The 21,410-nt window shown below is 57.5% G+C and carries 18 protein-coding genes, 1 tRNA gene and 1 pseudogene; 8 read left to right on the top strand and 12 right to left on the bottom strand.

Annotation, left to right across the window (positions count from 1 at the left end; translation table 11 throughout):
* Nucleotides 1-2: 2 nt before the first annotated feature.
* From ACYZTZ_RS07690 to ACYZTZ_RS07660, 7 genes are all read right to left on the bottom strand, one after another.
* Nucleotides 3-1,052, bottom strand: coding sequence for a homoserine dehydrogenase (locus ACYZTZ_RS07690; protein ID WP_461997707.1), 1,050 nt, complete (start codon nt 1,050-1,052; stop codon nt 3-5).
* Nucleotides 1,053-1,228: 176 nt separating this feature from the next.
* Entirely contained in the window at nt 1,229-1,666 is a 438-nt protein-coding gene (locus tag ACYZTZ_RS07685; RefSeq protein WP_461997706.1) for an Lrp/AsnC family transcriptional regulator, read from the bottom strand.
* A 22-nt stretch (nt 1,667-1,688) separates the two neighbouring features.
* Nucleotides 1,689-3,068 carry a threonine synthase gene (gene thrC, locus ACYZTZ_RS07680; protein WP_461997705.1) on the bottom strand — a complete coding sequence of 460 codons (1,380 nt, stop codon included), beginning with the start codon at nt 3,066-3,068 and terminating at the stop codon, nt 1,689-1,691.
* A gap of 16 nt (nt 3,069-3,084) precedes the next feature.
* Nucleotides 3,085-3,975 (bottom strand): LysR substrate-binding domain-containing protein, encoded by an 891-nt coding sequence (locus ACYZTZ_RS07675; RefSeq protein ID WP_461997704.1) that lies wholly within the window; start codon nt 3,973-3,975, stop codon nt 3,085-3,087.
* A 60-nt stretch (nt 3,976-4,035) separates the two neighbouring features.
* Complete coding sequence (locus ACYZTZ_RS07670; RefSeq protein WP_461997703.1) at nt 4,036-5,466, bottom strand: amino acid permease; 1,431 nt, start codon at nt 5,464-5,466, stop codon at nt 4,036-4,038.
* 150 nt (nt 5,467-5,616) lie between these two features.
* On the bottom strand, nt 5,617-6,894 hold the full coding sequence (locus ACYZTZ_RS07665; protein WP_461997702.1) for a cystathionine gamma-synthase family protein: 1,278 nt from the start codon (nt 6,892-6,894) through the stop codon (nt 5,617-5,619).
* Between the two features lie 249 nt (nt 6,895-7,143).
* Nucleotides 7,144-7,644 (bottom strand): Lrp/AsnC family transcriptional regulator, encoded by a 501-nt coding sequence (locus ACYZTZ_RS07660; RefSeq protein ID WP_046048637.1) that lies wholly within the window; start codon nt 7,642-7,644, stop codon nt 7,144-7,146.
* 119 nt (nt 7,645-7,763) lie between these two features.
* Here ACYZTZ_RS07660 and ACYZTZ_RS07655 point away from each other — a divergent pair, with 119 nt between their 5' ends.
* The 3 genes from ACYZTZ_RS07655 (at nt 7,764) to ACYZTZ_RS07645 (ending at nt 11,479) form a co-directional block, all read left to right on the top strand.
* The gene (locus tag ACYZTZ_RS07655) at nt 7,764-8,798 is read left to right on the top strand and encodes a histone deacetylase family protein (protein ID WP_461997701.1); all 1,035 of its coding nucleotides are present in this window, start codon (nt 7,764-7,766) and stop codon (nt 8,796-8,798) included.
* A gap of 50 nt (nt 8,799-8,848) precedes the next feature.
* Complete coding sequence (locus ACYZTZ_RS07650) at nt 8,849-9,901, top strand: ornithine cyclodeaminase (protein WP_461997700.1); 1,053 nt, start codon at nt 8,849-8,851, stop codon at nt 9,899-9,901.
* A gap of 162 nt (nt 9,902-10,063) precedes the next feature.
* Entirely contained in the window at nt 10,064-11,479 is a 1,416-nt protein-coding gene (locus ACYZTZ_RS07645) for an amino acid permease (protein ID WP_461997699.1), read from the top strand.
* Nucleotides 11,480-11,712: 233 nt separating this feature from the next.
* Here the strand turns inward: ACYZTZ_RS07645 and ACYZTZ_RS07640 are convergent, their stop codons facing one another.
* Nucleotides 11,713-12,645, bottom strand: a complete 933-nt coding sequence (locus tag ACYZTZ_RS07640) for a helix-turn-helix transcriptional regulator (protein WP_461997698.1) — start codon at nt 12,643-12,645, stop codon at nt 11,713-11,715.
* A 585-nt stretch (nt 12,646-13,230) separates the two neighbouring features.
* On the opposite strand from ACYZTZ_RS07640, the gene ACYZTZ_RS07635 reads away from it, so the two are divergent.
* The 5 genes and pseudogenes from ACYZTZ_RS07635 to ACYZTZ_RS07615 all read left to right on the top strand — a co-directional run.
* Complete coding sequence (locus ACYZTZ_RS07635; protein ID WP_461997697.1) at nt 13,231-14,580, top strand: MFS transporter; 1,350 nt, start codon at nt 13,231-13,233, stop codon at nt 14,578-14,580.
* Nucleotides 14,581-14,678: 98 nt separating this feature from the next.
* Complete coding sequence (locus ACYZTZ_RS07630) at nt 14,679-15,371, top strand: fumarylacetoacetate hydrolase family protein (protein WP_223459294.1); 693 nt, start codon at nt 14,679-14,681, stop codon at nt 15,369-15,371.
* A 43-nt stretch (nt 15,372-15,414) separates the two neighbouring features.
* Complete coding sequence (locus tag ACYZTZ_RS07625; protein WP_223459296.1) at nt 15,415-16,173, top strand: SDR family oxidoreductase; 759 nt, start codon at nt 15,415-15,417, stop codon at nt 16,171-16,173.
* 33 nt (nt 16,174-16,206) lie between these two features.
* Nucleotides 16,207-17,163 (top strand): 2-hydroxyacid dehydrogenase, encoded by a 957-nt coding sequence (locus ACYZTZ_RS07620; protein ID WP_223532645.1) that lies wholly within the window; start codon nt 16,207-16,209, stop codon nt 17,161-17,163.
* Between the two features lie 385 nt (nt 17,164-17,548).
* Nucleotides 17,549-18,040: pseudogene (locus ACYZTZ_RS07615) on the top strand (transposase); the annotation flags it as partial.
* Nucleotides 18,041-18,215: 175 nt separating this feature from the next.
* On the opposite strand, the gene ACYZTZ_RS07610 reads toward ACYZTZ_RS07615, so the two are convergent.
* From ACYZTZ_RS07610 to pheT, 4 genes are all read right to left on the bottom strand, one after another.
* Nucleotides 18,216-18,292 (bottom strand) — tRNA-Pro (locus ACYZTZ_RS07610).
* 89 nt (nt 18,293-18,381) lie between these two features.
* Nucleotides 18,382-18,738, bottom strand: a complete 357-nt coding sequence (locus ACYZTZ_RS07605) for a MerR family transcriptional regulator (protein ID WP_003179985.1) — start codon at nt 18,736-18,738, stop codon at nt 18,382-18,384.
* Nucleotides 18,719-19,021 carry an integration host factor subunit alpha gene (gene ihfA / locus ACYZTZ_RS07600; RefSeq protein ID WP_002553164.1) on the bottom strand — a complete coding sequence of 101 codons (303 nt, stop codon included), beginning with the start codon at nt 19,019-19,021 and terminating at the stop codon, nt 18,719-18,721. Before ihfA ends, ACYZTZ_RS07605 begins: the two co-directional genes overlap by 20 nt.
* Nucleotides 19,022-19,024: 3 nt before the next feature.
* Nucleotides 19,025-21,406, bottom strand: coding sequence for a phenylalanine--tRNA ligase subunit beta (pheT, locus tag ACYZTZ_RS07595; protein WP_461997696.1), 2,382 nt, complete (start codon nt 21,404-21,406; stop codon nt 19,025-19,027).
* Nucleotides 21,407-21,410: the final 4 nt, after the last annotated feature.

Below are 21,410 nucleotides of genomic sequence, written 5' to 3'. Positions count from 1 at the left end.
GTTTACTCCTGGTTGCGTGCAATGGATTGATGGATGCTGATGATGTCCGAGAGCAGCGCAAACGCTGTTTCCGTGCGCCCGGCTCCCGGTCCCGAAACCGTCACCGCACCGAGCAGTTCGGAGGTAAACGACACCGCGTTCGTTGCGCCGCCAACACTGGCCAGCGGATGGTCGTTGTTCAACAGCCGCGGTTCGACACTGGCACTGATCGAGCCATCGGCATGACGCATCGCCGACCCGATCAGCTTCCAGCGAGCGCCGTCCTGCCGGGCTTTTTCGATGTCGCCAAGGCTGAGGGAGGAAATGCCACTGCACGTGACGTCGCTGACCGTCAGCTTCGCGTCCAGCAGTTCATTCGCCAGGATCACCACCTTGAGGCGTACGTCATGACCCTCGACATCCGCCGTCGGGTCGGCTTCGGCGTAACCCAGCTCCTGAGCCTTGCTGACGGCCTCGGCAAACCCCAGGCCACCTTCCATGCTGGTCAGCACGAAGTTGGACGTGCCGTTGAGAATTCCTTCAAAACCGACAATGGAGCTGCCGGCCAGCGCCTGCCTGGCCAGGCGAATCACCGGCGTGCCGCTCATGACCGAGCCTTCGTATTCAAAGGCGACATGCTTGCGTCGAGCCAGTGCCTTGAGCTCGGCGCCGTGCAAAGCGATCGGGCCCTTGTTGGTGGTGACGACATGCTGGCCGCCCTCCAGCGCCCAACGGCAGAACGACGTCGCCGGTTCACCGTCCACCGGGTTGGTAAACGTGGCTTCAACAATAATGTCCGCGCCGCAATCCTTGATCACCGCTTCATTGAGGGCTGTGACGTCGCCACCCGACAGTTGCGCCAATGCACCTTTGACTGCCGGCAATTGGGCGAGCACATTGGCGTCCAGCCCTTCGCGGCCAATCACCGAACCGAGAAACAAGTCAGTCACACCGACGATTTTCAGGGTGAAACCCAGTTCTGTTTTCCACTGTTCGTTACGTTCGGCAATCAGCTGAGCCAATGCCCGGTTAACACCGCCAAAGCCAACCAGCGCCAATTTGTATTCAGTCATTTTGTTATGCCCTTGATCCGGGTGATGGGTTGTTGGGCACTAGGTTAGGGCTGAGTCCAGGGCAGTGACATAGGCCAATTTGCTCTATTTTGTGGGCGTTTTGACCACAGTCATGACATTGCTTCAGACATAAAAAAAGCCAACACAGGTTGGCTTTTGGCGGTACGGAAAATGGGCTACACGACAGACGACAGCACAAAGGAGGTCACAGTGTTTTCCACTCCAGGCAACGCGGCAATTTCAGTCCAGACCTTGTGCACCCGCTGCGGACTCCCAGCGCCCACCCGCAGCATCAAGTCGAATTCACCGCTCATGACATCACACTGGATGACTTCCGGAATGGCCCGCAGCGCTTGCAGCACTTCCGCGCCCCGCATCCGGTCGTAGCGGTAAACGAAAATCACCGCGTTGATGTTCGACGTGGCTTGTCGCCCCTCCCCCGTGCGTACCGTATATCCCTGTATTACCCCGTCACGTTCAAGTCTTTCTATACGTTGGCGCACCGCATTGCGTGACAGATTGACCTTGGCCGCAAGCTCCGCATGTGCAGCCCTGGCATTGAGCTGTAGCTCCGCGATGATGCGTTCATCGAGAGGGTCCAGAATTCGCTTCACTTGGCCTCCTGTTGGCGCGCCTTCACAGCGCGCCAAGCAGCTCATGGATGGTGTCGGGATCGTCCGGTTGAATTCGGTAAACCTGCGCCTGTCCTTGCGTCGGGACCTCAGGTTGCAACTCCGCCACACTGATGCCCAACTCGCCAAGCAGTGCCGCCGACTTGACCGGTGAGATTTCCCCCAGGGTCACCATTGGCGCCACCAGGCTTCGCCGATACAACCGGGCGGCCAGCACACCAGTGGCCGTGTGCGGGTCGATGACGTATCCCGTGTCGCGATACAGCGAGGTGATTTCCGTCAGCGTCTGCTCATCACTGACCGCGTAGGAGTCGATGATCATCCGCGCCTGCAACCAGAACTCGTTGGCGATGACCATCTCGCCGCTGGACTCGAACCCCTCCATCAGGGCACACACCGCCTGGCCGTCACGCCCGTAGAGTTCCCAAAGGAACCGTTCCAGATTGGAAAAGATCGACAGGTCCATGGCAGGCGAAAGCGTCTTGTTGGCTCGTGACCTGCTGTAGTGGTTCTTCTGAAACAACTGATGCAACGCGTCATTCTGGTTGGTCGCAACAATCATCTGGGTGATCGGCAGGCCCATTTTTTGCGCGATATAGCCTGCATACACCTCGGCAAAACTCGCCGCAGGCACGCTGAAACCGATCGGACGCTGACCGCCCCCCAGTTGCAGCACGGCGTGGAAATAAAACACCAGTTGCGCCAACACACTGACCCAGTTGCTGGAGTTGAAACTGATCGCCTCGTGCTGCGTGTACGGCCACTGAAGGAAAAGCCGGGTGACGATGGCCTGGCACTCGTCGAAGCTGCCATTCACTGCGAACTGATGAACCTTGGGATGCGCCACCACTTGCAGCTGCTGGAGTTGGTCTTGCGGTACACCTGCCTCCGGGTAAAACACCACCACGTCCGTTTCGTCGCAGTGCTTGAATGCCTCGATGGCGGCGAGTCCGGTATCGCCGTTGGTGGCACCGAGCACCACCGCGCGACGCCCGCGTTTGCGCAGAAAGTATTGCACCAGCCGTGCCTGCAACTGGGCGGCAAAATCCTTCGAGGAGCGGGTCGGTCCATGGAACAGCTCCAGCACCCATTCGTTGCGATCCACCTGATGCAAAGGTGCCAGGGATCGATGGCTGAATTGGCTGCCAGCCTCCTTGAGCATGCATCTGAGGTCTGCCTCGGGGATTGCCTCGCCAACAAACGGACTCATCACTCGATAGGCCAGTTCGTCATAGGGCAACGTCGACCAGTTGGCGATGTCCTGCGGTTCGAACAGTGGCAGTTCGAGCGGCACGAACAACCCACCGTCCTCGGCAATCCCAGACAACACGACCCTTTCGAAATCGACCTGAACGGCCGAATTTCGGGTACTTACATAGCGCATGGTTGGCTCCGGCCATTCATTTGAAACGATGTGCCTGCTCGACCAGCCAGGTGGAAAACATGACCGCGTCAGGGTGCTGGTCGGCCCCGGAACCGCGTACGAGGTAAAAAGACTCGCTGGCCTCGATGCGCTGGTCGAAAGGCTCGACCAGTCGTCCATCCTGAAGCATCTCCTCCACCATCGAAGACCGCGCCAGGGCGATCCCCTGCCCTAACTCGGCCATGCGCAAAGTGGAAATCAATGTGTCGAACTGCATGCCGGTCGAGGAGTCGACGGTGTCCGCACCGACCATGTTCAACCAGTAACCCCAACCCTCTTCGTAACCCAGAACATGCAACAGCGGATGGTGCGACACGTCCACAGGGACCGTCAGCGGCGACCTCGCCATCAGGTCCGGCGAGCAGACCGGGAACAACGTGTCCCAGGTCAGGCGCTGCGACACCAGGCCGGGCCATTGACCGTGGCCCCAGCGAATCTCCATGTCATCCTCACCGTCCAGTTCCTTGACCCAGATATTGCTGATGTAGCGGATATCGACATGCGGATGCGCCTGGCTAAACCCCGCCAGCTTGGGCGCCAGCCAATGCACGAAGAACGCCAGGCTGCCACGCACCTTGATCGGTCGACGCTTGTGCTGACCAAAAATTTCGTTGGTCCCCACTGCCAGCCGCGTGATCGCATCCTGCACCACCGGCAGATACGCCTGGCCTTCCTCGGTCAGTCCCAGACCTCGGGGCAAGCGTTTGAACAGTGCTACCCCAAGATGGCTTTCCAGTTGGCGGATCTGCTGACTGACTGCCCCCTGGGTCAAAAACAGCTCTTCGGCAGCATGGGTGAAGTTCAAACAGCGGGCAGACACCTCGAATGCCCGCAGCCAGTTCAATGGGGGTAGCGTCTTTTGCTTCATGGCTTGAACCTCTAGGACGCCCCCTCCACCGAGCACGCTTGCCCATCCCGTCGACGCGGACTAGAACGCATCGGACGGTTGTGCCAAGGGGGCAACCGACAAGCGTCGCTCGCGGCTTTTGCGGGTAATGTAATACACGAAATAGCACCAGGCGATGAAGGGCAAACCGAAGTACAACGCCACTCGCTGCTCCGGATCGAAGGCAATCCCGACACACGCCAGACTGCAGCAGACCAGCGCTCCCAACGGCACCCATGGATAACCCCGGACACGGAATTTCAAGTCGCGGATGTCACCGCCGTTGGCCACATAGTGACGGCGGAAAGCAATCTGGCTCGCAGCGATGCTCATCCAGACCACCACCACCGCCAATCCGGAGATCGACACCAGCGCCAGATAGATGGTGTCGGCGGCAAACACACTGCTGAGCAACGAGGCAGCCCCACCCGCCATGCTGATGATAATCGCGTTGAGCGGCGTGCCCATACGCGTCAGTGCCGAGAATCGCTTGGGCAGGTGACCCTGGTCACTCAGTGTCCAGATCATCCGTGACGCGGCATACAAACCGGAGTTGGCGGCCGACAGCAAGGCACTGATGATCACGAAGTTCATGATGTCTGCCGAATAGGGAATCCCGATGTAGGTGAACACAGTCACGAATGGACTCTCTACCAGGCCGGCCTGCTCACGAGGTAACAGCGTCGCCAGGACGAAAATGGTCCCCACGAAAAAGATCGCCAGGCGCAGCACCGTCGTGCGAATGGCACGCGGCACGTTGCGTTGCGGATCCTTGGTTTCCCCAGCGGCAATACCGATCAACTCAGTGCCGGAGAATGCAAAAGACACCGCCAACAACGTCATGGCTATCGGCATGACTCCGGTAGGAAAAAGTCCTTCGCGAGTGAAGTTGCTCAACCCGATACTGTGGCCCTGATCGATGTGCAGCAGACCGAGAATCGCGCCACCGCCGATCATCAGAAACACGATGACGGTCACCACTTTAACCAGAGACAACCAGAACTCGGTCTCAGCGAACAAACGCACCGAAATCACATTGGTCAGAAACACTAGACCTGCAAACAACGCACTCCAGATCCATACCGGTGTATCCGGGAACCAACGCGCCATCAAGATACCGGCGGCGGTGAATTCAGAACCGATGGCCACCGTCCAGGTCAGCCAATACAGCCAAGCGACGGTATACCCGGTACCAGGCCCCAGAAAGCGGGTGGCATAAGTACTGAACGAACCGGTTTCCGGCATCTGTACCGCCAGTTCGCCCAGGCACATCATCACCATGTAAACCATGAGCGCGCCGATGATGTAAGCGATCACCGCGCCCAAGGGACCGGCCTGGTTAACCGTATACCCGGACGTGAGAAACAGTCCGGTACCGATAACGCCGCCTAATGCCAACATGACAATATGCCGTGTTTGCATTTCCTGTTTAAAACCGGTACGTGTGTTGAGTTGTTCTTCTTTTATGGACATGGTTGTTCTCATGAAAGTTGTTAGGGCGCGCATTGACGTCTGCGATGAGTTACGGGGCAGAGTAAAAACAGGTCGCCACTAGTTTTATTATTATTCCACTTCATGAACGCCTCACTAACGGCCTTGTCGTGAGGTACTAACGTTAAAACTTCAGCTTGCTGCCTCGATGCACGTTTTGTTGTTTGAGTGCTGTGTGTTTGCCTGTGCCAACTCATCGCGCGAACACCTGACAAAAGCGAACGCCTGCTTCAAATCGTCGAGCAGATCGTCAGTGTCTTCAATGCCGACCGATACCCGCACCAGTCCTTCGGAGATACCCAGAGCCAGTCGTTCCTGCAGCGTGTTCTCGACATGGCTGGTGGTCCGGGCCGGGCCGTAAATGGTTTCCACTGCACCGAGATTGCCCGCGCAGTGGGCGAATCGAAGTCGTGGCAAAAGCACCTTGACCGTGTCCATTCCGCCGACCAGAACAAAACTGACGATGGCGCCGAAGCCGGACATTTGCGTGCACGCCACAGCGTGATTCGGATGACCGGGCAAGCCGGGATAGTTGACCGACTCCACCAACGGTTCGGTGCAGAGGAACTCCGCCAGGGCACGGGCACTGCGTTGCTGTTGACGCATGCGCAGCACCAGCGTTTTCATTCCCCGGATGATCATGTAGGCCGAGAACGGGTCGAGCGTCGCACCGTTGATTTCCCGGTAATGACGAACCTTGGCCATCAAGGATTCGTTACCGCACACCAGACCGCCGAGCACATCGCCATGGCCACTGAGGAACTTGGTCGCGCTGTGGATGACCACGTCCACACCTAACGCCAGGGGGTTTTGATTCAATGGCGTGGCAAAGGTGTTGTCCGCCACCACCACGGCACCGACGCGCTTGGCTGCAGCTACCAAACGCTGGATATCGAGTATTTTCAGGGTCGGGTTAGTCGGCGTCTCCAGGTACACCAACTGGCAGCCTTTGGCGATTTCACGCTCGATCTCCTCGTGATCGAACGTCTCGCACAAGGTCACCTTAACGCCCGTGCGCGGCAGGAATTCTTCGAAAATCTTGTTGGTGCCACCGTAGCTGTCCTTGGTCGACACCACACGATCGCCATTGGCCAGGAAGGTGAAAAGTACACTGCTGATCGCCGCCATGCCGCTACTGAAGGCCACGGCGGACTCGGCCATTTCCAACTCGCGAATTTTTGCTTCGAGGGTCTCGACCGTCGGGTTGCTCATGCGGCTGTAGATAAAGCCCGGCGTCTTGCCCAACGCAACGTCGTACCAGACGTCGATGTCGTCGTACCCGTAAGCGGCGCTGACCACGATCGGTGTTTGAGTGGCATTGTAGGGGTGCCTGACTTGCTCCCCGCCCCAGACCGCTCGGGTCCCCGCTCCGGCGTTATCAAGCCCTGCGTTGTCAGGTTTATTGTTCATTAAGACTACTCGCACTGAGGGTGGTGAGTGTTGAGTCATTCACCAGATCTGGCGGCCAATATATTGAAAAGCGGTGCGCCCGAGAAACGATGTTATCGGTGCCAAAGGGCTGCTTTTTTTAATGGCTGTGTGTAGTCCTGAAATAGCTTTACACCTTCTGATCTGTTTTTCAGGAGGACATGATTGTTCGGCGGCTGTCGCCCAATGTTGCCTGGGTCATCGTCGGGGCTCCGGACTACCTCAATCGTTTTACCCTCTGCTCGATTGGGGTATCGCTATACGGCTACTGGTCTTGACTTCGCGTAACGACAAACTGGACTGGATGGATGCAATACCCACCTGACGCCTGAGTACCTGCTCGATAAAGTCGCTGTAGCTATCTAGATCCTCTGCCAGCACTTGCAGCACGTAATCGGCATCCCCGGTGATCTTGTGACAGGACAACACTTCGGGCAATTGCGCAATCACCGCCTCGAAGGCGTCCGGAGCGTGATCGGCGTGGGTGGAAAAACGGATGTGCACGAACGCCATGATATCCAGCCCCAGCATTCGTCGATCAAGGATGGCTTGGTAGCCCTTTATCACGCCCGCCTCCTCCATTCTCTTACGCCGCCGCCAGCAAGGCGTAAGGCTTAACGACAGCCGCTCACTGAGCTCGGCATTGGAAATACTCGCGTCCTCCTGCAGCAACGCGAGAATCGCCAGGTCGGTGTCGTCGAGACTGATGCGTTTGGATGATTTTTTCTGCATTACGCCATTCCTGAGTAAAAATTCCCGATTAATCTAGTAAACCACGAAAACAAAGCAAAGAAAGCGCATCACAGCCGGAACAGAATATTTGCACTGGCTCACATCAACGGATGCGCACAATGTTTACAGTTTTCAGTGATTCCCACCGTTTGCACCACGGCACCGAATTGAAAGACGGCGTGCTCAAGCCGTCCTTCGAACAGCCCAGTCGGGCCGATACCGTCCATCATCGGGTCAAACAGGTAGGGCTTGGCCAGATCATCGAACCGCAAGCATTTGATCGGTCGTGCTATGTCAACGCGCACAGCGAGCGCTACGTAACTTTTCTGGAATCTGCCTGGTCTGAATGGTGCGCAACCGGGCGCACCCACGATGCCTTGCCGCTGGTATGGCCAGTGCGTGATCTGGCCAACGAGCAAGTGCCGACTTTCATCGACGGCAAACTGGGTTTCTACGCCATGGACGCCGGCTCGCCCATTACCGCCACCACATGGCAAGCGGTAAAAACCAGTGCCGATATCGCGCTGACCGGACTGGCGCTGATCGATGAAGGTCACGACAGTGCCTTTGCCCTATGCCGTCCGCCCGGCCATCACGCAGCACGTGAATACATGGGTGGCTATTGCTATCTGAACAACGCAGCCATTGCCGCACAGCAGGCCATTACCCAAGGTGCCAAACGTGTCGCGGTACTGGATGTCGACTTTCATCATGGCAACGGTACCCAGAATATTTTCTACGGGCGCAGTGACGTCATGTTTGTCTCGCTGCACGGCGAACCGACGGTGTCCTATCCGTACTACTCAGGCTACAGCCACGAAGTCGGCGCTGGCCACGGCGAAGGTTACAACCTGAACTATCCGCTGCCGAAGAACACCACTTGGGAAAGCTACCGCAACGCCTTGCTCCACGCCTGCAAGAAACTCCAGCAATTTGCCCCTGAGGTGCTGGTTATTTCACTGGGCGTCGACACGTTCAAGGACGACCCCATCAGCCACTTCTTGCTGGAAAGCGAAGACTTCATCGGCATCGGCGAGCTGATAGCGGGCGTGGGCTGCCCCACCCTGTTCGTGATGGAAGGCGGCTACATGGTCGATGAAATCGGGATTAATGCGGTCAACGTGCTGCACGGTTACGAGAGCAAACGCGCCTGAGTCATCCCCTGAATCGCAGCGTTTCAACTATTGAATCGGAGAATAAAAACATGACTCTTTTTATAGACGTCGATCATGCCGCACGCCTGTTCGCCAAGGTAGGAGTCCGCCGGGCAATCCGCGAAATGGCGGCTTACATCGAAGCTGACTATTCACGCTGGGCACAGTTTGATAAGTCGCCTCGCACCGCCAATCATTCGGCCGCCGGTGTGATCGAGTTGATGCCGACCGACGATGGCCAACAGTACTCGTTCAAATACGTGAATGGCCACCCGGACAACGGTCAAAGGGACTTGCTGACGGTCATGGCCTTCGGTGTCCTGGCCGATGTCCACAGTGGCTATCCAACGCTGCTCAGTGAACTGACGCTGACCACAGCCGTGCGCACTGCCGCGACCTCTGCCTTGGTCGCGCAGTCTATGGCGCGCCCCGGTGCAAGCATCATGGCAATCATCGGCAATGGCGCTCAGAGCGAATTTCAAGCCCTCGCCTTCCACGAAATGCTGTCCATCAAGGAATTACGCATTTTCGATATCGATCGCGACGCTTCACTCAAGTTGAAGCACAACCTGTCCGCATTCCCGGATATTGAGGTGATTCTGGCCAACTCTGTACAGGAAGCGGTCAAGGGCGCGCACATCGTCACCACAGTTACCGCAGACAAAGCCTATGCGACGATTCTGACGCCCGAGATGATCGAGCCCGGCATGCATATCAATGCCGTCGGCGGTGACTGCCCGGGGAAAACCGAACTGCACGCCGACATTCTGCGCAATGCCCGGGTCATCGTTGAGTTTGAACCTCAAACCCGAATTGAAGGCGATATTCAACAACTGGAGCCCGACTTTCCGGTCGTAGAGTTTTTCCGGATTGTTCTGGGCGAGGCACTGGGGCGCGAGAACGACGCACAGGTCACCGTTTTCGATTCGGTGGGTTTTGCCCTGGAAGACTTTTCGTCACTGCGCTACCTGCACGACCTGGCGCGCAAGCATGCCATCGGTGAGCGCATCCATCTGGTGCCGACGCCTGCCAACATAAAAAATCTCTACCAACTGCTTGGGCAGCAACCAGCAGTTCTCTCGCGCCTGCGCACAGTCAGCTGATAGCCCCCTGAGCAAGTGCCAATGGGCCGTGCACCTTGTTAGCGGAGGAGAAACCCTGCCACCCCCAAACCACCACCGTCAGTAGCCGTTGCATCTCTAACAAGAACGCTAGACACCCACTTTCTGCCAAAACTCAAAAACATAAAATCAAGAGGTTTTGTAATGAAATCGACTCCATCCGAGCGGGTTGAACAGCCCGCGCTGCAGCGCACGCTCAGCAATCGTCACATTCAATTAATGGCCATGGGAGGTGCCATCGGTACAGGTCTGTTCATGGGTTCCGGGAAGATCATTGCCCTCTCGGGCACGTCGATCATCCTCATTTATATGATCATCGGGATGTTCGTCTACTTCGTCATGCGCGCTATGGGCGAACTGTTGCTCTCCAACTTGAATTTCAAAACCTTCGCGGATTTTGCCGGTGCCTACCTTGGCCCGCGAGCGGCATTCTTCCTCGGCTGGTCGTACTGGCTGAGCTGGAGCGTCGCAGTGGTGGGCGATGCCGTCGTGGTCGGCGGATTCTTTCAGTACTGGTTCCCCGATGTACCCGCCTGGATCCCGGCCATCGGTATGCTGATGACGCTGTTCGCCCTAAACGTGCTGACCGTCAGACTTTTCGGTGAAGTGGAGTTCTGGTTCGCGATCATCAAGATCATTGCCGTCGTCACCCTGATTGGCGTCAGCATGGTGATGATTGCCAGCTCCTTTGTATCACCTAGTGGCGTTACTGCATCCCTGAACCACCTGCTGGATAAACAGGCAGCCTTCCCCAACGGCTTATTCGGTTTCTTCGCCGGTTTCCAGATGGCCATCTTCTCATTTGCCGGCACCGAGCTGATCGGCATCGCAGCTGCCGAAACCCGTTCCCCCGAGAAGACCCTGCCAAAAGCCATCAACTCGATTCCGCTGAGAATCATCCTGTTTTATGTGTTGGCACTGGCCTGCATTATTGCAGTGACTTCCTGGCAGCAGGTTTCGCCCAACAAGAGCCCCTTCGTCGAACTGTTTCTGGTTGCGGGGTTTCCCGCAGCAGCAGGTATCGTTAACTTTGTGGTGCTGACGTCTGCCGCCTCATCGGCTAACAGTGGCGTATTTTCATCCAGTCGTATGCTGTTTGGATTGGCTAATCACGACAATGCTCCGGGGATTTTTCGGCGCCTGTCGAGCAGTAGCGTGCCCTTGCTAAGCCTGGCGTTCACGACACTGTTGATGCTGGTGGGTGTACTGCTGCTTTTCATCGTTCCGGAAGTCATGACAGCGTTCACCATCGTCTCTACCGTGTCGGCGATCCTGGTGATTTTCACTTGGTCGACCATCCTCGCGTCGTACATTGCCTATCGCAAAAGCCGACCCGACCTGCATGCGCAATCGACCTACAAGATGCCTGGTGGCGTGCCGATGGCCTGGTTCTCCTTGGCGTTCCTAGGGTTTGTTCTCTGCCTGCTGGCATTAAGACCTGACACTCGTATTGCCTTGCTGGTCATGCCCGGGTGGTTCATTTGGTTGGCAATTGCTTATCAGCTGACCCATTCCAGAAAGCTAAAATCCGCTGCTGGATCGGCAAATCAATACAGCTGATGTTCACCTACCGCCTCTTGGTGCCGACGCAGTGAAACGTGCTTGAGCAACGTGGCGTTTGTGGGGCGCTGCGTTGCGTCCCACTGCCGATCACCCACCCCCAATCCGGTGGGCTTGGTCGTGTAGAAAGAAGCGAAAATCTGGTCGGTGTTTTCCGAGGCGAATCAACCTCGACAATTCGGTGCGCCCGGATCGACCTCGATACCTACCGCCACATCACCCATAGCTGTCGATCACGTGTTGGACGGTGATTGCGGCGTATCGGGATTGAGTTGCTGACGTCTGAATTGCCCTGGAGGCTGGCCATGTATCTGGCGAAAGCGTCGGGAGAAATAAGCCTCGTCAGCGAAACCGCACAACCTCGCCACCTCCCCCACCGGTCGTGTGCCATTGAGCAGATAATTGCGTGCCGCGTGCATCCTGCGCTCGAGCACCAGCTCAGTGAAGGTCTTGCCGATTTCCTTGCGCAACCAGTGCGTCAGATACGTCGGTGACAGGTACGTCGCAGCAGCCACCTTGATCAGGTTGAGATCGGGGTCGGCAATATTCTTGCGCAAGTATTCGGACATCCTGCTCAGCGCATCACGTCGACTGACTTCGGCGGCATTTTCTTCGGCCAATCGCTTGAGGGGTTCCGCATACAAGGCGCAGACGCTTCCCACCAGTTGCAGCAACAAGCCCTTGAGCATTTCGCGGGTGCCAAACTGACGGTTCTCATCCAGGACTCGCATCTGTTCGATCAAGGCACAGACTTTGCGAAAGTCCTCATCACCCAGAATGAAATCCAGATATTCCTGGAAGCGGAATGGCGACAACTCGGGCGCCAACAGAATCGAGACCTCCTCCAGGTCCATCGGGTCGCACTGCAAGTGCGGCAGCAGAAAGGTCTGGGAAAAATTGATCACCATGAAATTGCTGTCGGCCGGATGCGGAATCACGTGCACGCGATGCGGCAGGATGAAGGCCAGCGTATTGCGCGGAAACGGACGTTCGACGTTGCCGATGTGCTGCACGGTATCGCCACCGAGGTTGACCTGGATCTGGAAATACTCATGGCGATGCGGGCTGGTTTCGGCGCGCCGTCCCTTTTTGTCGCGGATGTAAAAGTCCGTCAACTCGCTGCGTTGCTGCATGACGTAAGTGGGTACTCGACTCGGTGACGACATCTCCTGAAGATCCTCGACAGGTACATGGACAGGTTATCGTCGCGCCGCGATGCAGGCGGCGACCGCGGTGATTGTGAAGGCAGACACCGCTGGCTTCAACACGTCATAGGATGACAACGAAATACAGAGAATTAATTGTATCCGTGTGTGATGTATCGTCTGTCCAAAAAACCACGAACACACAAAAATATTTAATCATTTAAAAACATACACTTATGAAACACATAAAGCATAACGAAGGAAATGAGCTGATTTGATTTTTCTTGGACACCTGCATTAACCCCCTTTTTCAGAAGAAAAAAAGATCTAACGCCTTCGTTGATTCTGAAAGGTTGTACGACCACTGTAACGACCAATGCAGCCCGACCCTTCCAAAAACAATCAAAAGGTGCGCACGTGATGAACCTGTTTTTCCCCCTCGCCAACCCTCCCCCGATCGAGCCAGTCCGAAGGCGTATCTGAGCGCCTGACAGCGGCTGTCCGCGCCTCTCATTCAAGTAGCGATTGCTCTGCCCCGACACTGGGGGCATCGGCTTCGGCTGCGCGCGAACATCTCGATTCTTCTAACAATAAAAAGGTCTACTCATGTCGAACTCGCAAACCTCCCCGTCCACCGCACCGCCGGTGAGCACCGGCGCCCGGGACGCCCTGTTGCCTCAGCGACTGCCGACGCGTCGGCGCTGGTTCATGCTGTCATTGCTGCTGATTGCGACCATCATCAACTACATCGACCGCGTAAACATCTCGATTGCCGCACCGTTCATGGCCAAGGATCTGGGCCTGGACAAGATCGAAATGGGCCTGATTTTTTCCGCGTTTGCCTGGACCTACGCACTCGCCTTGGTCCCCGCCGGGTTCATCGCCGATCGCTTCGGTTCCCGGTTCACTTACGGGGTGTCGCTGATCAGTTGGTCGACGGTCACCGTCTGCCAAGGCTTTGCCACAGGATTCGCTTCGCTGTTCGGGCTGCGACTGGCCGTCGGTGCCATGGAAGCTCCAGCGTTTCCGGCCAACAGCCGAGCGGTCACGGTGTGGTTCCCGGCCCGCGAACGGGGCCTGGCCAGCAGCATTTACGTGTGCGGCCAGTATTTGGGCACCGCGCTGTTTACCGGCGCGCTGTTATGGCTGGCCACTACCTACGACTGGCGCCATGTTTTCTACAGCACCGGGATACTCGGCATTGTGTTCGGTGTGATCTGGCTCTACTTGTACCGCGATCCGCTGAGCTGCAAGAACGTCAGCCAGGAAGAACTGAAGTACATCGAAGCCGGGGGTGGACTGGTCAAGAGCAGTCAGGAGCGCACCCAGTTCAACTGGCGGCAGATCGCCGAGCTGTTCAGCTATCGGCAGATCTGGGCGATTTGCATTGGCAAGTTCGCCAGCACCTCGGCGTTGTACTTCTTCCTGACCTGGTTCCCGACGTACCTGATCGAAGAACGCAAGCTGACCATGATCAAGGCCGGGATCTTCGCGGTGCTGCCGTTCGTGGGCGCAACGGTCGGCATTTTGCTCGCTGGCATCGTCTCTGACTTGCTGATACGCCGTGGTTACTCAATGTCCTTCGCTCGCAAGTTGCCATTAGTGGTCGGATCGATGCTGGGTATGTCGATTGTGCTGGTGAATTTCACCGACTCGAACGTGATCTGCATTGCCGTGCTCAGCATTGCCTTCTTCGCCCAGGGAATCGCTTCGTCGTCGTGGGCGGCCGTATCGGAAGTCGCGCCCAAGGAACTGATCGGCCTGACCGGCGGAGTCACCAGCCTGGCCGCCAACATTGGCGGGATCGTCACCCCGATCGTGATTGGCGGCATCGTCCACGCGACAGGCTCGTTTGCCTACGCCTTCTGGTTCATTGGTGGCGTGGCGCTGATCGGGACCTTGTCCTATTCGTTGCTGCTCGGTCGCTTGTATCGCATCGAACTCAAGGCGCGCTGAGCCAAGACACCGTTTTTCTCCAACACGAAGCGGCATTCGTCCAACTTCGCAAAAGATTGCCGCCTTACGCTGACGCTTCTAACAGGACGACTACAAAAATGACGATGACCGAGTATGTATTTACCCCGGATCTGCCCGTGACCTTACCGGTTGCCGGCAGCCAGCAGCGCTTTCCCGTTGGCCGGGTATTTTGCGTCGGCCGCAACTACCCTTGGCCAGACACCCAAGGCCAGTCCCGCCAGCCGCCAGTGTTCTTCATGAAACCGGCGAGCAACGTGGTGGATGCGGCGGGTGAAGTGACTTTCCCGCCGTTGACCGAAGAGTTTGTCCACGAAATCGAATTGGTCGTGGCCATCGGTGAAGGCGGCGCCAATATTCCGGAGAGTCAGGCGCAGGCCTATGTCTGGGGCTATGCCGTCGGTCTTGATCTGACCCGTCGTGATGTCCAGCGTGCGGCCAAAAGCAATGGTTTGCCGTGGGAAGGTGCCAAGGTGTTCGACGGCGCCGCGCCGATGACCGCCATCGTGCCGGTGACTCGCGCGGGACACCCGGACGGCGAGTTGTGGCTGAGCGTCAACGGCGAAGAGCGCCAACGCGACAGCCTGGACAGTCAGATCTGGTCAGTCAGTGAAATCATCAGCCGCATCTCGCAATCGGTAGCGCTCCGGGCCGGTGACTTGATCATGACCGGCAGCCCGGCAGGTGTCGATGTGCTGCAACCGGGCGACATCATTAACGCTGGGATCGACGGCGTCGGCCAACTGGAAATGCGCGTCGGTCAGCGACCTTGAACCCGGCATACGCTCTCGTGAATTGAAAAAAGGAGATAACAACATGTCCAGTCCTTTGAAAGTGGCCCTGGTCACCGGCGCCGGTAGCGGAATCGGCCGCGCCGTGGCGCTGGCTCTGATGGCCGACGGATTCACCCTGGTATTGGCCGGACGTCGGCCGGAGCCGTTGCAGGCCTTGGTCGAATTGGCGCTCAACGAAGGACACGAAGCGCTGGCGGTGCCCACTGATGTGCGCGACCCGGCCAGCGTCGATGCGCTGTTTGCCACCATCACCGAGGTATACGGACGCCTCGACGTGGTGTTCAACAACGCCGGGGTCAACGCCCCTGCAGTGCCGCTCGATGAGCTGACGTTCGAGCAGTGGCGAAACGTCATCGACACCAACCTCAACGGCGTTTTCCTCTGCGCCCGTGGTGCCTTCGCACTGATGCGCCGGCAACAGCCACAGGGCGGACGCATCATCAATAACGGGTCGATCTCGGCGCATACCCCACGCCCCTTCAGCAGCGCCTACACCGCCAGTAAACATGCGGTGCTGGGACTGACCAAATCCCTGGCCCTGGACGGGCGCGAATTCAACATCGCCTGCAGCCAGATCGACATTGGCAACGCCCTGACCGAAATGTCGGTGCGCATGACCAAAGGCGTGCGCCAGGCCAACGGCACCATCGCGGTGGAGCCGATGGTGGACGTCAAGCATGTGGCCGATGCTGTGCGCTACATCGCCGGCCTGCCGCTGGAGGCTAACGTCCTGAACATGACCGTCATGGCCAGTGCCATGCCGTTTGCCGGTCGCGGTTAAACCGGCCTTTTTATTCCGTTACGCGAGGTTTACATGAAGCCAGAAGTCTTGCAGCTCAGCCCGATCCTGATCCCTGAAATCAACGCGCGCCTCGATGAGCTGTTTACCGTCAGACGTTACTTCCAGCAGGCCGACAAACAGGCTTATTTGCAGGAACACGGCGCGAACATTCGCGGGGTGATCACCGGCGGGCATACCGGGATCAGCCAGGCGCTGATGGCGCAGCTACCGAAACTGGAAGTGGTGGCGGTCAACGGCGTGGGTACCGATGCGGTGGATCTGGCTTACGCCAGAGATCGCGGGATCCGCGTGACCGCAACCATCGGAGCGCTGACCGAAGACGTCGCCGACCTGGCCATCGGATTGTTGATTGCCGTGTGCCGGGGTCTGTGCACCAGTGATCGTTATGTGCGTTCGGGGCAATGGCCCCATAGCCCGACACCGTTGGCCCCGTTGCCGTTGGCGCGTCAGGTGTCGGGCATGCGCATCGGGATCGTCGGCATGGGCCGGGTCGGCCGTGCAGTGGCGACCCGGGCCGCGGCGTTCGGTTGCCCGATCAGCTACACCGATCTGCAACCAATGAGCGATGTGAACCACACCTTCATCGCCGATCTGAAGCAACTCGCGGCCAACAGTGACGCATTGATTCTCGCCGCCGCTGCCGACAAGGCCGAAGCCATCATCAATGCCGATGTGCTGCAATCGCTGGGCAAGGACGGATATCTGATAAACGTGGCGCGGGGCAAGCTGGTCAACGAGGTCGATCTGGTGGCGGCCCTTGCCGCTGGTGAGATCGCGGGTGCGGCGCTGGATGTGTTTGTCGATGAACCGAACATTCCCGAGGCACTGTTTGGTAACGAGAGCGTGGTGCTGCAGCCCCATCGCGCGAGTGCGACGCTACAGACCCGCACGCGGATGGGCGAGATGGTGGTGGCGAGCCTGGTGGACAGTTTCGCCGGGAGAATACCGCAGGGCTGTGTGACTGACTGAGTGTTGGCCACCCTGGGAAGTAGCGATCCTTCGGAGGTGGCAAAGCCATTGCGCGTGAGGTCGACAAGGTAAATTACAGTTGGCGCTTGATACTTTGATCGTCAGATTTGGGTCCAGGCTGTGTGAAAACGCATGCGCCGTTTTGAAGTCCGCGTTACTACGTAAAATCTGCCAGCGGTTGGTTATCAGCAGGCCGGAAGCTTGCGTAGGAACGCGATTTTCTCTCTAGTCCTGACTGTCAAACTTGCTCTAAAACGTTTTCACACAGTATGGGTCGGTTATGACCCTTCGCGGCAGGCAGCAATCAGCCGATTCTGTTGAATAAGTAGCCCCCTGTCTGGCCTACGGCAAAATCTCTGCATTCGCCGGAGGGGGATCACACTGCATGATGGGACAGTTATCGAATGGGCAGGAGCGACTGTTTTGCTCGTTCAACCTTGAAGATCACATCCCCGCCAATCACCTTCTGCGCAGCATTGATCAATGACTCGATCTGAGCGACCTGGGCCATTACCTCGTCGATTTCTATAGCTCGATTGGGCGTCCGTCGATTGATCCTGAACTGATGATCCGCATGCTGATCGTGGATTATTGCTACGGCATTCGCTCAGAGCGTCGGTTGTGCGAAGAGGCCCATTTGAACCTGGCGTATCGCTGGTTCTGCCGGTTGAGCCTTCAAGATGAAGTCTCCACCACTCGACGTTTTCCAAAAATCGACACGGCTGTTTTCGGGACAGTGATCTGTTTCGATGGTTGTTCAATGACACTCGCCTGGTCAAGGGCGAAGGAATTGCTGTGGACGCCAGAGCATCATTGAAACAGATGCGATCGGCAGCGCAGCATACCGAGCGATGAACAGGTCAATTGGAGCGATCCGTCGTTGCCCCACAGCCCGAAGCTCTGGCTGGACGCATCGACGTACTGCTTGTGCCCGAACTCTGGCCTTGGTATCAACTGAAGATTCCACCCAGAGCCAGTCGTTTTGTAGGGGGAAAAACGACCAAAAATAAAAAGGGGTCGCTAGATAAAATCTCGCAACCCCTTGAATTATATGGTCGGGACGGAGTGATTCGAACACTCGACCCCTAGCACCCCATGCTAGTGCGCTACCGGACTGCGCTACGCCCCGACTAGGCGTGAAACCCGTTCCTCTTCTCGAAGAACGCTCAAGAATATATCGCAAGCTTTTGAAAACTGGAAGTATTTAAAAGCAGGAATTTATTTCTTGAGCACAACCAGTACATCTTCCAATTCAGCGATCATCTGCCGAATCATTTGCTTGTACTGGGTAGTGTCGTCTTTGGCTTCATCGCCGGACAAACGCAAGCGTGCGCCGCCGATGGTGAACCCCTGATCGTAAAGAAGCGCGCGGATCTGCCGGATCATCAGCACGTCTTGTCGCTGATAATACCGGCGGTTTCCGCGGCGTTTGACGGGGTTGAGTTGAGGAAACTCCTGCTCCCAGTAACGCAGCACGTGTGGTTTTACCGCACACAGCTCGCTGACTTCACCAATGGTGAAGTAGCGTTTGCCTGGGATGACGGGGAGCTCGTCGTTATGACTTGGTTCCAGCATAAGCCTCAACTCGGGCTTTCAACTTCTGCCCTGGACGAAAGGTGACCACACGGCGAGCCGTGATCGGGATTTCTTCCCCCGTTTTCGGATTGCGGCCAGGCCGCTGGCGTTTGTCCCGAAGGTCGAAATTGCCGAAACCGGACAATTTGACTTGTTCGTTGTCTTCAAGAGCGTGCCTGATTTCTTCAAAAAACAGTTCGACCAATTCCTTGGCCTCCCGTTTATTCAGGCCCAGCTCTTCATACAGACGTTCCGCCATCTCAGCTTTCGTCAGAGCCCCCATACGTCACTTCCTTAACGTGGCGTTCAACCTTTGTTCGAGCGAGGTGAGGATGTTTTGCGTCGTGGTATTCACCTCATCGTCATTAAGAGTGCGCGATGGATGCTGCCAGGTCAAGCCGACTGCAAGGCTTTTTCTATCAGGATCAATGCCTTTACCCTGATACACGTCAAATAGCCTGAGGTCTGTCAGCCATTCGCCTGCATTTTCACGGATTACGTCCAGTACGGCACTGGCCGCAACGTCCGTGGACGCTATCAGTGCCAGATCACGACGCACTTCAGGAAAGCGCGATAACTCCTGGAATTTAGGCATTTTGCCCAACGCTACTTCGGCCAAAACCAGCTCGAATACGAAGACTGGACGGTCGAGACCGAGGGTTTTCGACAATTCAGGGTGGATAGCACCGACGAAACCGACCAAGCGACCTTCACGTTCGATACGCGCGGTTTGACCCGGGTGCAACGCAGGGTGTTTGCCCGGTACGAAAGTGAATGAACCCAGTGCACCGGCGAAGCCCAGCACCGCTTCCACGTCGGCTTTGACGTCAAAGAAATCCACAACATCGCGACCTTGTGCCCAGCCTTCCGGCAGACGACTACCGCAAACAACACCCGCCAGCATAGGCTCTTGCTTCAGGCCTTCCAGCTGACCGACGAAACGCAGGCCGCTTTCGAACAAACGAACGCGATCTTGCTGACGGTTCAGGTTGTGCTGAAGCGCCTTCACCAGACCCGGCCACAAGGACGAGCGCATGGCCGCCATGTCGTTCGAAATCGGGTTGGCCAGCAGCAGCGGCTCGACACCCGGATTAAACAGCTCAAACTGTTTCGGATCGATGAAGCTGTAGGTGATCGCTTCCTGGTAACCACGGGCTACCAGCAGACGACGCAACTCAGGCAGATCGCTACGCGCTTCAGCCTTGGCCTGCGGCGCCAGACGAGCTTGCGGGTAGCGAACCGGCAAACGGTTGTAACCATACAGACGAGCCAGTTCTTCGATCAGATCGACTTCCAGGCTGATGTCAAAGCGGTGGCTTGGCACTTCTACGCGCCACTGCCCTGCCCCATCGGCAGAAATCTTCAGACCCAAGCCGCTGAGCAGTCGCTCCACTTCGGCCGACTCCATTTCCATACCCAGCATCTGAGTGATGCGTTGCGCACGCAGAGTAACTGGCGCAATCGACGGCAGGTGCTGCTCGCTGACGGTTTCGATGATCGGGCCAGCTTCGCCGCCAGTGATTTCCAGCAGCAGGCCAGTGGCGCGCTCCATGGCTTCACGGGCCAACTGCCAGTCCACACCACGCTCGTAGCGGTGCGAGGCATCGGTGTGCAGGCCATAGGAACGGGCCTTGCCGGCTACAGCAATCTGGTCGAAGAACGCGCTTTCGAGGAAGACATCGCGAGTGGTCGCGGTGTTGACGCCGCTGTGCTCGCCACCCATCACGCCGGCGATTGCCAAGGCGCGGGTGTGGTCGGCAATCACCAGCGTATCGCTACGCAGGCTGACTTCCTGACCATCGAGCAGTACCAGCTTCTCGCCTTCTTCAGCCATGCGCACGCGGATGCCGCCATTGATTTCGGCGAGATCGAAGGCATGCAGCGGTTGACCCAGCTCCAGCATCACGTAGTTGGTGATGTCGACGGCAGCGTCGATGCTGCGCACGTCGCCACGACGCAAGCGCTCAACCATCCACAGTGGCGTCGGCTTGGACAGGTCAACGTTACGGATCACACGCCCCAGGTAACGTGGGCAAGCGGCTGGCGCCAGCACTTCGATCGAACGCACTTCGTCGTGCACGGCTGGCACGACAGCAACCACCGGACGGGTGACTTCAGCAGCGTACAACGCGCCGACTTCACGGGCCAGACCGGCCAGGGACAGGCAGTCGCCGCGGTTCGGGGTCAGGTCGACCTCGATGCTGGCGTCATCCAGGCTCAGGTACTCACGAATGTCCTGGCCGACCGGCGCATCGGCCGGCAATTCCATCAGGCCATCGTTACCTTCGCCGACTTGCAGCTCGGCTTGCGAGCACAGCATGCCGTTGGACTCAACACCACGCAGCTTGGCTTTCTTGATTTTGAAGTCGCCCGGCAGTTCGGCACCGATCATGGCGAACGGGATCTTCAGGCCCGGGCGCACGTTGGGTGCACCGCAAACGACCTGGAAGGTCTCCGAGCCATTGCTGACCTGGCAAACGCGCAGCTTGTCGGCGTCCGGGTGCTGCTCGGTGCTCAGCACCTCGCCCACCACCACACCGGTGAATTCGCCGGCGGCCAGCGTAACGCTATCGACCTCAAGACCGGCCATCGACAGACGAGCAACCAGCTCGTCACGACTTACCTGCGGGCTTACCCAGCCACGCAGCCATTGTTCACTGAATTTCATCCTG

This window comes from Pseudomonas sp. LB3P58, from assembly GCF_054897895.1.
This window is presented reverse-complemented; position numbering and strand designations above follow the sequence as displayed.

Coding starts and splice junctions, on each gene's coding strand:
- ACYZTZ_RS07690 (WP_461997707.1), bottom strand. CDS start 1,052: ATGACTGAATACAAATTGGCGCTGGTTGGCTTTGGCGGTGTTAACCGG.
- thrC (WP_461997705.1), bottom strand. CDS start 3,068: ATGCGCTATGTAAGTACCCGAAATTCGGCCGTTCAGGTCGATTTCGAA.
- ACYZTZ_RS07675 (WP_461997704.1), bottom strand. CDS start 3,975: ATGAAGCAAAAGACGCTACCCCCATTGAACTGGCTGCGGGCATTCGAG.
- ACYZTZ_RS07670 (WP_461997703.1), bottom strand. CDS start 5,466: ATGTCCATAAAAGAAGAACAACTCAACACACGTACCGGTTTTAAACAG.
- ACYZTZ_RS07665 (WP_461997702.1), bottom strand. CDS start 6,894: ATGAACAATAAACCTGACAACGCAGGGCTTGATAACGCCGGAGCGGGG.
- ACYZTZ_RS07660 (WP_046048637.1), bottom strand. CDS start 7,644: ATGCAGAAAAAATCATCCAAACGCATCAGTCTCGACGACACCGACCTG.
- ACYZTZ_RS07655 (WP_461997701.1), top strand. CDS start 7,764: ATGTTTACAGTTTTCAGTGATTCCCACCGTTTGCACCACGGCACCGAA.
- ACYZTZ_RS07650 (WP_461997700.1), top strand. CDS start 8,849: ATGACTCTTTTTATAGACGTCGATCATGCCGCACGCCTGTTCGCCAAG.
- ACYZTZ_RS07645 (WP_461997699.1), top strand. CDS start 10,064: ATGAAATCGACTCCATCCGAGCGGGTTGAACAGCCCGCGCTGCAGCGC.
- ACYZTZ_RS07640 (WP_461997698.1), bottom strand. CDS start 12,645: ATGTCGTCACCGAGTCGAGTACCCACTTACGTCATGCAGCAACGCAGC.
- ACYZTZ_RS07635 (WP_461997697.1), top strand. CDS start 13,231: ATGTCGAACTCGCAAACCTCCCCGTCCACCGCACCGCCGGTGAGCACC.
- ACYZTZ_RS07630 (WP_223459294.1), top strand. CDS start 14,679: ATGACGATGACCGAGTATGTATTTACCCCGGATCTGCCCGTGACCTTA.
- ACYZTZ_RS07625 (WP_223459296.1), top strand. CDS start 15,415: ATGTCCAGTCCTTTGAAAGTGGCCCTGGTCACCGGCGCCGGTAGCGGA.
- ACYZTZ_RS07620 (WP_223532645.1), top strand. CDS start 16,207: ATGAAGCCAGAAGTCTTGCAGCTCAGCCCGATCCTGATCCCTGAAATC.
- ACYZTZ_RS07605 (WP_003179985.1), bottom strand. CDS start 18,738: ATGCTGGAACCAAGTCATAACGACGAGCTCCCCGTCATCCCAGGCAAA.
- ihfA (WP_002553164.1), bottom strand. CDS start 19,021: ATGGGGGCTCTGACGAAAGCTGAGATGGCGGAACGTCTGTATGAAGAG.
- pheT (WP_461997696.1), bottom strand. CDS start 21,406: ATGAAATTCAGTGAACAATGGCTGCGTGGCTGGGTAAGCCCGCAGGTA.